This window comes from Klebsiella sp. 141251, from assembly GCF_050600725.1.
GTDB classification, from domain to species: Bacteria; Pseudomonadota; Gammaproteobacteria; order Enterobacterales; family Enterobacteriaceae; genus Klebsiella; species Klebsiella aerogenes.
Genome location: NZ_JAQIRG010000005.1, coordinates 98,416 through 111,089, shown reverse-complemented (window position 1 = coordinate 111,089; position 12,674 = coordinate 98,416). Strand labels below are relative to the sequence as shown.

The following is a 12,674-nucleotide window of genomic DNA, read 5'->3' as shown; positions in this document are numbered from 1 at the left end:
GATGTCTCAGATAAACAGGAATCGGGCTCCTGATTGATGCAAGGCAGTTTACGCCGCGCAGAGAATATGACCATGCCATTTAACTGAATGAGTTAGTTAAAAAAATTGCAGCTTCCTGACCCACTCTTCCAGCCGCTGCGCGCGGGCAGGATCGAGTCCCGCCATGGCCGAAGCCGCCTCTTCCCGCAGTCGCGCCAGCAGCGCCTTGCGACCGGATAAGCCGAGGTCCACGCATAGCGCTGCTTCATCCTGCTGCGCTAAGCGCGCGCGTAGCGCCACTAACGGCAGCGGCGTCGCCTGCAGAAGCCGGTTCAGACTCCCGACCGCCGCCAACAGCGGACGATGCGCAAAGGCAAAACCGGCGACCTCCAGCCAGTCCTCCTCAGTAAGCATAGCTGTTTCATCCATCGTCACCGGAGCACGTTCATCACGCCACTGACTCAGCCAGCGTTCATCCCGCGCCAGCCGTTGATGTTCGCGCCAGGCCAGTTGCCGCCCCTCTTCGCTGAGCGGATAGAGCGCCATCGCCGTATAGCAGCCGCTGCTCGCCTCGCGATGCGTGCCCATGCGCACCAGCAGAAACCCGCAGCGCTGCCAGAAGCGCCATAGTTCAGGGGTAAAACCAAAGCTGACGGAGAGATAGTCACAGCCGTGCGTCTGCTTGACGGCATGGGCGATTAAACGCTGCCCCAACCCTTCGCGCTGGCGCGCTGGATGGACGGCAATACGACTGACGCGCCTGCCGGTCAGCGTCGCCGCCAGCGGGCTACCGCCGTGCGCGGCCAATGATTGGGCGACAAGATTGCCGCGCGGGCGGCGATATCCGGCCCAGACGGCGCGGCTAAGCTCAGGTTCGAGACCGCCCTCTTCCACCAGCCACACCGCGCCAGCGACGCCATCCGCGCAGCGAGCCACGGTGAAGTGCTGGCCTGGCGCATCCATCATCCTGCGCAAATCCAGCGGCGAAGTGCGGTAATGCGCGCCGGAAAGCAGTTGATAAGCCTCTGATGGGCGCGTGGGTTGTTCGCGCCAGGCATCCTGGCTTAACGTCTCCAGCTGCGGTTCCCCATGCGGCGCCAGCAGAAATGCCTCATCGTTAAATAACAATAACCTGTCGATAACCGACTCCAGCGGGCAACCCGGCGCCCAGCGAATCGGCGACGACAGGTTATACCGCCGTAGCGTTGGGAAACCGGCGCAGAACTTCAATAAGAAGCCGCGGCCGGTTCCCTCATAGCCCTGAACCGTCGTCGTTAACAGCGTATGGGGAAAACGCGCCGTCAGCTGGCGCAGCGTCGGTGCCGGGATAGCGGCGGCCTCATCGACCACCAGCCAGTCGGCTTTCGCATCGCTTGCCAGCAGCGCATCGGGCGCCATAAAGCATATCTTTTGTCCCGCAAAAACGGCGATGACTTCCGTCGCGTCGCGCGTCGGCGCAGTGACGATGGTGGAGCCGGTGAGCTGATGAATCAACATTCCCGCCAGCGCAGATTTACCGCGCCCGCGCCCGGCGGTGATGGCGGCAATTTCCGGGGGCGATGACAGTAGTGACGAAAGAATGGCGGCCTGTTCGGCCTGCGGGTAGCCATCGGCAGCGTGCCAGTCTCTGCGCGGAGCGACCTCCGGCAACCGTAAGCCGTAGCCCTGTCGCCACAGTGCGACCTCAGGATCCGCGGTGAAGAGCTGGAGACAACGGTGGACAAAGTTAGGGGTGGCGATTGGTTCAGACGTATCGCTCCAGCGCAGCGAATCGCCATCCGCCTGCTCAGGCCAGCGGGCAAAATCCGGCGCCAGCAGCACTAACCAGCTGCCGGCGCGCAGCGTGCCGGCAAGCGCGGCAAAAGCCGCCACGTCAAAACCGTGGCGAGCGTCGAAAAAGGCATGCTGAAATTCGCGCCCGAGCAGCGTTTTCAGCGCGCCCGGCGCCGCGCAGGGCGCCAGCTGTGACGATGGGCCGACCCACAGTCCATCGCCCTCCAGCCGCGCTCGCAAATCCAGGGCTTGCGTCAGGCACCAGTCTTCGTCGCCGCTAAGCACCAGCAGGCGACGAATGCCCTCGCGCGCCATCCGCGCGGTCAGGTGAACAAGCGGTTCCATGAGCAAGCGTTAACGAAGTGAACTGCCAAAGGTATTACACTGCGCAGGATCGCCGCTATCAAAACCGCGTTTGAACCAGGTATAGCGCTGCTGGGAAGTCCCATGGGTGAAGCTGTCCGGCACTACGCGGCCCTGGCTTTGTTCCTGCAGACGATCGTCGCCGATGGCCTCAGCGGCATTGAGCGCTTCCTGCAGATCGCCGGTTTCCATCACATCCTGCTTCTGCATGTTATTGCCCCAGACGCCCGCAAAGCAGTCTGCCTGCAGCTCCATTTTCACCGACAGGCGGTTCACTTCGGTCTGCGAAGCCTGCTGCTGCATCTGACGGACCTTAGGTTCGATGCCGAGCAGTTTCTGCACATGATGGCCGACTTCGTGCGCAATCACGTAGCCCTGCGCAAAGTCGCCGTCAGCGCCGAGTTTGTTTTTCATCTCGTCATAGAATGACAGGTCGATATAGACCGTGCTGTCCGCCGGACAGTAGAACGGCCCCATCACCGATTGGCCGGTGCCGCAACCGGTACGGGTCGCGCCGCGATACATCACCAGCTTCGGCTGAACGTATTGCCGCCCCATCTTTTCGAAAATAGGCCCCCAGGTGTCTTCGGTGGTTGCCAGAATAACGGAGGTGAACTTCGCCGCTTCGTCATCCTTCGGGCTGATGGAACGTTGGGTAGAAGTCTGCTGCTGCGGCATCGGTTCGCCGGTCAGCATGCCGGTTAAATCCACGCCATAATAACCCGCCACCAGAACGATAATCAGCAGGACGATGCCGCCTTTACCGCTTGGAATGCGGAAACCGCCACCGCCGCCGCCCAGCGGCGAACCTGAATCACTACGTCTGTCTTCCACATTGTCGCTTTCACGACGCCCTTGCCAGCGCATAAGCACCTCTATTCCATCATGTTACGAATATGAGAGATCGTAGGCGGTTCAGCGGAGGATTACCACAGGAAACAACGAATAAGAGCGCCGGAAGAGACGATTTCTTCCGGCGCGGAGGAGATTAGTCGAGCTTGACGCCCAGACGGTGGGCCACTTCTTCGTAAGCTTCGATCAGGCCGCCGAGACTCTGGCGGAAGCGATCTTTGTCCATTTTATCGAGGGTGTTTTTATCCCACAGACGGCTACCGTCCGGAGAAAATTCATCGCCAAGCACCACTTCGCCTTTGAACAGGCCGAACTCCAGCTTGAAGTCGACCAGAATCAGACCGGCATCATCAAACAGCTTGCTGAGTACGTCATTCGCTTTGTAGCTGAGCTCTTTCATGCGCGCCAGGTTTTCTTTATTCACCCAGCCGAACGTCTCGCAGTAGGATTCGTTGACCATCGGGTCGTGCATGGCGTCGTTTTTCAGGAACAGATCGAACAACGGCGGAGTCAGTTCGATACCTTCTTCAATACCCAGGCGTTTCACCAGCGAGCCCGCCGCGCGGTTACGAATCACGCATTCAACCGGCACCATATCCAGCTTCTTCACCAGGCATTCAGTATCGGAAAGCAGCGCTTCCATTTGGGTCGGGATACCGGCTTGTTCCAGCTTGCTCATAATGAAATGGTTGAATTTGTTATTCACCATACCTTTACGATCGAACTGTTCGATGCGGGCGCCATCCCCTGCTGACGTATCGTTACGGAATTCAAGTACCAGCAGATCCGGGTTTTCGGTGCTGTATACCGTTTTCGCTTTGCCACGATACAACTCAGCTTGCTTTTTCATCTTTCACCACTCCAGTGATATTAAGCCAAAAAATTACGTTTCCGCCCGTAGGCAAAATCAGGCAATTTACCGGACTTTGCGGCCACGCACACGTTTGCGTCACTATACATTAAAAAGGGCCGGATTGCTCCAGCCCTTTTTATTACTTGTTAAATGCGGCCTGGAATACGGCTACCAGGGCGTCATTTTGCGACTGCGTCAGAGTATGGCCTTTCGGGTCGATGAACTGCAGACTACTGCGGTTATCGAGATCGCCGACCTGCAGTTTATAGTCGCCAGAGACCAGCTGTGGGTCACTGGCGCCCAGTTCCTGCCAGCTGCTGTCAGACAGCGGCTTGTAAGTTACCGCCATGCTGCCCTGGGAGCGAGTGCTGTCGGTCACCTTCATGCCCACTTTTTCAAGCGTGGCCGGCAGTTTCTGCCATACCATGTTGAATGGCGCGCGCACCACCAGCATCGGCAAGCCGGTGTCATCCGCCGCGCTCTGCACGTCGAAGGTCGCGCCAGCGCTTCTCTGCGCCGCGTTCTGCGCATTGGTGGCGTTAGAATCAAGACCGGAAGAGATAACGTTCAGCATCGAGGTGCTGTAGCGCTGAAGAGAAGCCGGGTCAGACACGGGCTTGCCCGCCTGCTCCAGGTTCACCAACTTCACTACCACCGCCTGCTGATAGCCCTGCGGCTTAACGGAGATTTGATAACGGCCACGGTACTGCTGGTCTTCATCAAGGCGGTTCCACTCTACCCAATCGGTATTCAGCGTCTGGCCTGCATCGTCACGCTTGGTGATGGTGTAGTTTTTCGCCTGGATGATGCTGACAACCTGCGCCCATAAAGAACCGCTGCGGCTATTTTCAACCATCAAGGTGGAGGTGTCGCCGTTAAACTGGGTACGCGCGCCGCTGACCAGGGCTAACGCCTGAGCCGGTGGACGAATGTCCAGCGCCTTACCTACCGCGCCGGTGCTCGCGGCAACCGGAATGTTGTAGTCGCCAGTCTGCAGCGGCAGGATCATCCCCGCCGGGGCGTGAAGTTCACTGAGCGGCGCGGCATCTAAATAAGCCTCGTCGCCGCTAACCTGACGCTTATAGCGCGAGTCAGAACTACAGGCCGCGAGGAGTAAAACCAGCGAAACACCCGCAACCTTCGCCAGGCGCGACTTCTGTACTGAGTAAGCCATCAAATCTCCCTAAACTCTACAGCAAACCGGCATGCTTCAGCGCTGCGGTAACCGCTTTCGTACCCGCTTCGGTAATCGGCGTCATCGGCAGGCGCAGCGTGTCGGTCGCTACAAGTCCCAACGCCTTACAAGCCCATTTGACTGGGATCGGGTTGGGTTCGACAAATAATTTTGTATGCAGCGGCATCAGACGCTGGTTAATCGCGCGAGCTTCCGCGAATTGCCCCGCCATCGCAAGTCGGCACATGTCCGCCATTTCACGCGCAGCAACGTTCGCCGTGACGGAAATGACGCCGACGCCGCCGAGCTGGATAAAGTCCATGCCGGTCGCGTCATCGCCGCTCAGCAGAATAAAGTCGTCTGAAACCAGCTCTTTGATCTGGTGAACACGACTTAAGTTCCCTGTTGCTTCCTTAATACCGACAATATTTTTAATTTCCGCCAGGCGACCGACGGTTTCCGGCAGCATATCGCAACCGGTACGGGACGGCACATTATACAGAATTTGCGGCAGGTCAGTATGTTCAGCGATAGCTTTAAAGTGTTGGAACAGGCCTTCCTGGGTCGGACGGTTATAATAAGGAGTGACCGTCAGGCAGCCGACAACGCCGCTATCGTTAAAACGCTTGGTCAGGCTAATCGCCTCTGCAGTTGCATTTGCACCGGTACCTGCAATAACCGGAATGCGGCCATCGGCCAGCTCGAGGGTCATCATTACGACGTCGCCATGCTCTTCATGGCTTAACGTGGCGGATTCGCCGGTAGTCCCTACAGAAACAATCGCCGAGGTTCCGTTGGCGACATGGTAATCAATCAGTTTTTTCAGGCTTGACCGGCAGACATTACCGTTATCATCCATCGGCGTGACAAGCGCTACAATACTTCCCGTGAACATGGGCCATCCTCAGAGCAGAAGTGGGACAAGATTCTCAATGTTACGTTTGGTGCCGCAATAAAAGCAAGAGACCCAACGCCATCTGGGATGTTGTACGCCGGTTTTTTTTATGCTTTCCTAATGTTACCTCACCTTTTTAAAGGAAGAACAGGTTTGACAGCCTCATTACAACACTATCTGGTGATTACCGCTCTGGGCGCAGACCGCCCCGGCATCGTAAACACAATCACTCGCCACGTCAGCAGCTGCGGCTGCAACATTGAAGACAGCCGGTTGGCCATGCTCGGCGACGAGTTCACGTTTATAATGCTGCTTTCCGGCTCGTGGAACGCGATTAACCTGATCGAATCAACGCTGCCGTTAAAAGGAGCCGAGCTGGATTTGCTGATCGTAATGAAGCGCACCTCCGCCCGGCCGCCGCAGGCGATGCCGAATACGGTTTGGATCCAGGTAGAGGTGCCGGACTCGCCGCATATTATTGAGCGCTTTACCGCGCTGTGCGACACGTGGAATATGAATATCGCCGAACTGGTCTCCCGAACTCAACCGGGAGAAGATAAAGACGCCGCTCAGCTATTTATTCAAATCACCGCGCACAGTCCTGCCTCGCAAAACACGACAAATATCGAGCAAGCGTTCAAAGCACTATGTACAGAACTGAGCGCACAAGGCAGTATTAACATCGTTAATTATTCACAGCATGATGAACAGGATGGAGTTTAACCAATGACCCCACTGAAAGCCGGTGATATCGCACCGAAATTTAGCTTACCGGACCAGGACGGCGAGGAAGTAAATTTAACCGACTTCCAGGGACAGCGTGTTCTGGTTTATTTTTACCCGAAAGCCATGACCCCAGGCTGCACCGTACAAGCGTGCGGTTTACGCGATAATATGGACGACCTGAAAAAAGCGGGCGTCGAAGTACTGGGTATCAGCACTGATAAACCAGAAAAGCTGTCTCGTTTTGCCGAAAAAGAGCTGCTGAACTTTACGCTGCTGTCTGATGAAGATCATCAGGTCTGCGAACAGTTCGGCGTCTGGGGCGAAAAATCATTTATGGGGAAAACCTACGACGGCATTCACCGTATTAGCTTCCTCATTGATGCTGACGGCAAGATTGAACATGTGTTTGATAACTTCAAAACCAGCAATCACCACGATGTCGTGCTGAACTGGCTGAAAGAAAACGCATAACGTCTAAATGAAAAACGCCGGGGGATAAAAATCGCCCGGCGTTTTTTTTTGGCTCAATCAGCGCGTCACTCGTCTTCGATAGCCATTCCATCTGGCCAGGCATGCATTACCGCCTTGATAAGCGTCGCCAGCGGAATCGCGAAGAAAACGCCCCAGAAGCCCCACAGCCCGCCAAAAATCACCACCGACAGAATGATCACCAGCGGATGTAAATTCACCGCCTCCGAGAACAGCACCGGCACCAGCAGGTTGCCGTCCAGCCCCTGAATAATCAGGTATACGGCAAACAGGCTCCAGAACTCAGTGCCCGCGCCGAACTGGAACAACGCCACGCCGATCACCGGAATAGTGACCACAAAAGCGCCGATATAGGGGATTAACACCGAGAATCCCACCAGTACGGCCAGCAGCAGCGAGTAGTTAAGACCGAAGAGAATGAAGCCTATCCAGGTAGCGACGCCGACGACAATCATCTCCAGCACCTTACCGCGGATATAGTTGGTAATCTGTTGGTTCATCTCCTTCCACACCTGCCCCGCCAGACCGCGATTACGCGGCAATACCCGGCGTACGGCATTCAGCATCTGCTGTTTGTCTTTCAGCAGGAAGAAGACCATCAGCGGAACCAGGACCAGATAAACCGCCAGGGTCAGCAGGCCCACCAGCGAGGCGAGCGAATACTTCACCACCGAATCCCCCACGGTCAACATGCGAGTGCGCACGTTTTCCGCCATCGCATCGATGATGCCGGCATCCACCAATGCCGGATAGCGACGCGGCAGCGTGGCGGCGAAATCGGAAAGCTTATTAAGCATGCCAGGCATATCGCGGATGAGATAAATGCCCTGTTGCCAGGCCACCGGCATCACCACAAAGGCCATCAGCAGCAAGATACCGACAAATAGCACCAGCACCAGCGAGGTAGCCCAGGTTCGCGACAGGCCGATACGCTCCAGGCGAACGGTCGGCCACTCCAGCAGATAGGCCAACACGATGGCGACCAGAAGCGGCGCCAGCAGGCCGCTGAAAAAGAACATAATGCCGAAGCCGGCCAGCAGAATAACCAGCAGCGCTATCGCTTCCGGGTCGCTGAAACGACGACGATACCACTGCATTAACATCTCAAGCATAAACCCTTCCCTGAAGCGCAAATCGCCACAATCCGGGGAATTGTATCTAAGTGTCACAAAAAAGACTTCGCTTTTTATTGGCTATGACACAAACCTGCACAACTGTGCGAATATCATATTTTCAACGCCATCAACCACAGCTAAACTCGCAGAATCTGCGGCACGGGAACATTGGGCCGCGCAACCGGTCAAACTGGCACACCCACATTACAGGACAGAGGTTATGTTCAGGCAGTTAAAGAAAACGCTGGTGGCCGCCGCCGTCGCGTCGCTGACGCTGGGGACGATATTACCTGCCGCCGCTGACTCGGCGGATACGCTGCCGGATATGGGCACCTCGGCAGGAAGCACGCTTTCCATCGGTCAGGAAATGCAGATGGGGGATTACTACGTGCGCCAGCTGCGCGGCAGCGCGCCGCTGATTAACGACCCGCTGCTGGTGCAATACATTAACGGGCTGGGCATGCGCCTGGTCGCCCATGCTAACTCCGTGCGTACGCCGTTCCACTTTTATCTGATTAATAACGATCAGATTAACGCCTTCGCCTTCTTCGGCGGCAACGTGGTGTTGCACTCGGCGCTGTTCCGTTATTCCGATAACGAAAGCGAGCTCGCCTCGGTGATGGCGCACGAAATCTCCCACGTTACCCAGCGCCATCTGGCGCGCGCGATGGAAGACCAAAAACGTAGCGCGCCGCTAACCTGGGTGGGCGCGCTGGGCTCAATTCTGCTGGCGATGGCCAGCCCGCAGGCGGGGATGGCGGCATTAACCGGCACCCTTGCCGGCACCCAGCAGGGGATGATTAGTTTCACCCGTCAGAATGAAGAAGAAGCTGACCGCATCGGTATTCAGGTATTGCAGCGTTCCGGTTTCGATCCGCAGGCAATGCCGGCGTTTATGGGTAAATTACTCGACGAATCCCGTTATTCCAGCCGCCCGCCGGAAATGCTGCTTACTCACCCGCTGCCGGAAAGCCGTCTGGCCGACGCCCGTAACCGCGCCAATCAGATGCGTCCGGTGGTGGTCCAGTCGTCGGCGGATTTCTATCTCGCCAAGGCCCGTACGCTCGGGATGTACAATTCCGGGGAAAATAAGCTCGGCAGCGATCTGCTTGACGCCTGGTCGAAAGGCAATATCCGCGAGCAGCACGCCGCGCTGTATGGCCGCGCGCTATTGGCCATGGAGAGCAATAACTACGATCAGGCGCGCAAAACGCTACAGCCGCTACTCAGCGCCGATCCGCAAAATCCCTGGTATCTTGACCTTGCCACCGATATCGATCTTGGACAGAAAAAGACCACTGACGCGATTAACCGTCTGAAAAACGCCAAAGAGATCCGCACCGATCCGGTCCTGCAGCTGAACCTGGCCAACGCCTATCTTCAGGGCGGGCAGCCGGCGGAAGCCGCTACCATACTCAATCGCTACACCTTTAATAATAAAGATGACGGCAACGGTTGGGACCTGCTGGCGCAGGCGGAAGGCGCCCTGGGTCATCGCGACCAGGAGCTGGCGGCGCGGGCCGAAGGCATGGCGCTGGCCGGCAGGCTTGACCAGGCCATCTCGCTGCTGAGCAGCGCCAGTTCGCAAGTGAAATTGGGCAGTTTGCAGCAGGCGCGCTACGACGCTCGCATCGACCAGCTGCGCCAGCTGCAGGAAAGATTCCGCCCCTATCAGAAAATGTAAGGAGACCACATGTCTGACGCGGTAAAAATTTACCACAACCCGCGCTGCTCGAAGAGCCGCGACACGCTCAGCCTGCTGAAAGCCAACGGCATCAACCCTGAAGTGGTGCTGTATCTGGAGACACCGCCGGATGCCGCGACGCTGCGCCAGCTGTTGAAAATGCTCAATATGAGCAGCGCCCGTGAACTGATGCGCCAGAAAGAAGATCTGTATAAGTCGCTCAATCTCGCCGACCCACAGCTCAGCGAAGAGGCGTTGATTAAGGCCATGGTCGAGAACCCGAAACTCATCGAACGGCCCATCGTGGTCAGCCACGGCCAGGCGCGTATCGGCCGCCCGCCGGAACAGGTGCTGGAAATCGTCAGCTAACCCCTACGCGCCGCCGGTGTTGCCCGCGGCGCGATTTTTTTCATCTTATACGCTGGCTGGATGAATTTGCCACGCCGGACGCCGCAACATAAGGAGACGCTGATGACTATTGCAGAATATCTCGAGCAGCAAGGCCTGGAGCGCGGTCTGCTTCAGGGCCGGCAAGAAGGTCGGCAAGAAGAAGCAAAACGTATCGCCGCCGCGATGTTACGTAGCGGTCTCGCTCCCGCGCTGGTGGCGCAGCTAACCGGCCTGGCAGAGCAGGAGTTGGCGTCGCTTTCGGCCTAAAGCTTCAGGATCTCTTTAACGAATGGGATCGTCAGTTTTCGTTGGGCGGTAATCGACGCGTGATCCAGCTGATCGAGCGTCATAAACAGCGAGCGCATTTCTCTATCCAGCCGCTTGAGCAGGAAACGGCAGACGTCTTCCGGCATCTCGAAACCGCGTAATCTGGCGCGCAGCTGCAGCGCCTGCAGCTTATCTTCATCCGACAGCGGTTGCAGCTTGTAGATTTGGCCCCAGTCAAGGCGCGAGGCGAGATCCGGCAGGCCGAGATGCAGCTGCCGCGGCGGGCAATCGCCGGTGATCAGCAGGCGAGTTTTACCTGATTCGAGAATACGGTTATAGAGATTAAAGATAGCCATCTCCCAGGGCTCATCCCCCGCCACGCACTCGATGTTATCGATACACACCAGCGCCAGTTGCTCCATGCCGTCCAGCACTTCCGGCACGAACCACGTGCGCTTATCCAACGGCACGTAGCCGACGGCATCGCCACGCTGGGATAGCTCAGCGCAGGCGGCATGCAAAAGGTGGCTACGCCCCGCGCCTTCGCGTGACCAGATATAGATGTATCCGCTGTGTTCCTGCCGCAGTACGTTCTGCAGAGCGGCAAGTAGGGAAGGATTATCACCCGGCCAGAAACTCGCGAACGTTTCGTCGTCAGGAAGATACAGTGGCAAAGAGAGCTGTGCCGGAGCGTTCAGATGGACCTCAACATAGGCTTACAGAAAAACGCGAAGAGTTTAACACAGTTTTAGGTCCGGAGAGAACCGGGCAGGATCGCTGCCCGGTATCAGGATCGTTATTTCGCTTCTTCGCTATCCGCGGCGTCCAGTACCACTTCTTCCGGACGCAGGACGCTGATCAGTTTAAAGATCAGGCTCAGGCAGATACCGACGATCGTCGCCAGCGCCATGCCTTTCAGCTCCGCCGCGCCAATATGCACCTTCGCGCCGCTCACGCCGATGATCAGAATGACTGAGGTCAGAATCAGGTTCTGCGCTTTGCTGTAGTCAACTTTTGATTCGATCAGCACGCGGATACCGGATGCGCCGATCACCCCGTACAGCAGCAGAGAAACGCCGCCCATCACCGGTACCGGGATAATCTGAATCGCCGCCGCCAGCTTGCCGACGCAGGAGAGCAGAATCGCGATAATCGCCGCGCCGCCAATAACCCAGGTACTGTATACGCGGGTAATCGCCATCACGCCGATATTTTCACCGTAGGTGGTGTTTGGCGTCGAGCCAAAGAAACCGGAGACAATCGTCGACAGCCCGTTGGCGAACATCGAGCGGTGCAGACCCGGATCGCGGATCAGGTCGCGCTTAACAATATTGGCGGTCACCACCAGGTGCCCCACGTGCTCGGCAATGACCACCAGCGCGGCAGGCAGAATGGTGAAAATGGCAAACCACTCAAAGCGCGGGGTGTAGAAGGTCGGCAATGCGAACCAGTGCGCTTCGGCGATAGGCGTCGTATCGACTACGCCCATCACGAAGGAGAGCGCATAGCCCACCAGCACGCCGATAAGAATCGGGATAATCGCCAGGAAACCGCGGAACAGTACGGAACCAAAAACCGTCACCGCCAGCGTTACCATCGAAATAATAATGGTTTTGCTGTCGGGAGCTTGACCGTCAGCCGGCAGCAGCCCGGCCATATTCGCCGCCACGCCCGCCAGTTCCAGGCCGATAACCGCCACGATGGCGCCCATCGCCGCCGGCGGGAACATCACATCCAGCCAGCCGGTACCGGCTTTTTTGACAATAAAGGAGACGATGCAGAACAGGACGCCACACATAATGAAGCCGCCGAGCGCCACTTCATAACCCAGCGGCAACAACAGTAACACCGGGGAGATAAAGGCGAAGCTCGACCCCAGATAGGCCGGAATTTTGCCTTTACAGATAAAGAGGTACAACAGCGTACCGATGCCGTTAAACAGCAGTACGGTAGCCGGGTTAATGTGGAACAGGATTGGCACCAGAACCGTTGCGCCAAACATGGCGAACAGATGTTGCAAACTAAGCGGGATTGTCTGTAAAAGCGGCGGTCTTTCACTCACCCCGATTGCACGGCGCGTCATAATGTTGTCCTCTGAGAGTCGTTTGTTATTT

At 57.1% G+C, this 12,674-nt stretch carries 12 protein-coding genes and 1 pseudogene; 5 read left to right on the top strand and 8 right to left on the bottom strand.

Going from position 1 to position 12,674, the window contains the following annotated elements:
• Positions 1 to 96: 96 nt before the first annotated feature.
• The 5 genes from PGR09_RS13050 to dapA all read right to left on the bottom strand — a co-directional run bounded on the left by PGR09_RS13050 (position 97) and on the right by dapA (position 5,889).
• Entirely contained in the window at positions 97 to 2,097 is a 2,001-nt protein-coding gene (locus PGR09_RS13050) for a tRNA(Met) cytidine acetyltransferase TmcA (RefSeq protein WP_348876960.1), read from the bottom strand.
• 9 nt (positions 2,098 to 2,106) lie between these two features.
• Positions 2,107 to 2,982: a KPN_02809 family neutral zinc metallopeptidase gene (ypfJ, locus tag PGR09_RS13045; RefSeq protein ID WP_047043480.1), complete on the bottom strand. Its 876-nt coding sequence runs from the start codon at positions 2,980 to 2,982 to the stop codon at positions 2,107 to 2,109.
• Between the two features lie 121 nt (positions 2,983 to 3,103).
• Positions 3,104 to 3,817, bottom strand: coding sequence for a phosphoribosylaminoimidazolesuccinocarboxamide synthase (gene purC / locus PGR09_RS13040; protein ID WP_047043477.1), 714 nt, complete (start codon positions 3,815 to 3,817; stop codon positions 3,104 to 3,106).
• Positions 3,818 to 3,959: 142 nt separating this feature from the next.
• The gene (gene bamC / locus PGR09_RS13035) at positions 3,960 to 4,994 is read right to left on the bottom strand and encodes an outer membrane protein assembly factor BamC (protein WP_047043476.1); all 1,035 of its coding nucleotides are present in this window, start codon (positions 4,992 to 4,994) and stop codon (positions 3,960 to 3,962) included.
• Between the two features lie 16 nt (positions 4,995 to 5,010).
• The gene (dapA, locus tag PGR09_RS13030; protein WP_015365464.1) at positions 5,011 to 5,889 is read right to left on the bottom strand and encodes a 4-hydroxy-tetrahydrodipicolinate synthase; all 879 of its coding nucleotides are present in this window, start codon (positions 5,887 to 5,889) and stop codon (positions 5,011 to 5,013) included.
• A gap of 153 nt (positions 5,890 to 6,042) precedes the next feature.
• Between dapA and PGR09_RS13025 the strand changes: the two genes are divergently transcribed.
• A complete protein-coding gene (locus PGR09_RS13025) occupies positions 6,043 to 6,612 on the top strand; it encodes a glycine cleavage system transcriptional repressor (protein ID WP_015365463.1) in 570 nt (189 codons plus the stop codon).
• A gap of 3 nt (positions 6,613 to 6,615) precedes the next feature.
• Positions 6,616 to 7,086 carry a thioredoxin-dependent thiol peroxidase gene (bcp, locus tag PGR09_RS13020; RefSeq protein WP_015365462.1) on the top strand — a complete coding sequence of 157 codons (471 nt, stop codon included), beginning with the start codon at positions 6,616 to 6,618 and terminating at the stop codon, positions 7,084 to 7,086.
• Between the two features lie 65 nt (positions 7,087 to 7,151).
• Here the strand turns inward: bcp and PGR09_RS13015 are convergent, their stop codons facing one another.
• Entirely contained in the window at positions 7,152 to 8,216 is a 1,065-nt protein-coding gene (locus tag PGR09_RS13015; RefSeq protein ID WP_045392657.1) for an AI-2E family transporter, read from the bottom strand.
• A 223-nt stretch (positions 8,217 to 8,439) separates the two neighbouring features.
• Between PGR09_RS13015 and bepA the strand changes: the two genes are divergently transcribed.
• The 3 genes and pseudogenes from bepA to PGR09_RS13000 all read left to right on the top strand — a co-directional run.
• Positions 8,440 to 9,903, top strand: coding sequence for a beta-barrel assembly-enhancing protease (bepA, locus tag PGR09_RS13010; protein ID WP_047043473.1), 1,464 nt, complete (start codon positions 8,440 to 8,442; stop codon positions 9,901 to 9,903).
• A gap of 9 nt (positions 9,904 to 9,912) precedes the next feature.
• Entirely contained in the window at positions 9,913 to 10,272 is a 360-nt protein-coding gene (gene arsC, locus PGR09_RS13005; RefSeq protein WP_320482835.1) for an arsenate reductase (glutaredoxin), read from the top strand.
• A gap of 66 nt (positions 10,273 to 10,338) precedes the next feature.
• Positions 10,339 to 10,560: pseudogene (locus PGR09_RS13000) on the top strand (ISNCY family transposase); the annotation flags it as partial.
• Here the strand turns inward: PGR09_RS13000 and PGR09_RS12995 are convergent.
• Positions 10,557 to 11,258 carry a DnaA inactivator Hda gene (locus tag PGR09_RS12995; protein WP_026612247.1) on the bottom strand — a complete coding sequence of 234 codons (702 nt, stop codon included), beginning with the start codon at positions 11,256 to 11,258 and terminating at the stop codon, positions 10,557 to 10,559. The pseudogene PGR09_RS13000 and the gene PGR09_RS12995 sit on opposite strands and share 4 nt — an antisense overlap.
• A gap of 98 nt (positions 11,259 to 11,356) precedes the next feature.
• The gene (gene uraA / locus PGR09_RS12990) at positions 11,357 to 12,643 is read right to left on the bottom strand and encodes a uracil permease (protein ID WP_045379877.1); all 1,287 of its coding nucleotides are present in this window, start codon (positions 12,641 to 12,643) and stop codon (positions 11,357 to 11,359) included.
• Positions 12,644 to 12,674 lie beyond the last annotated feature (31 nt).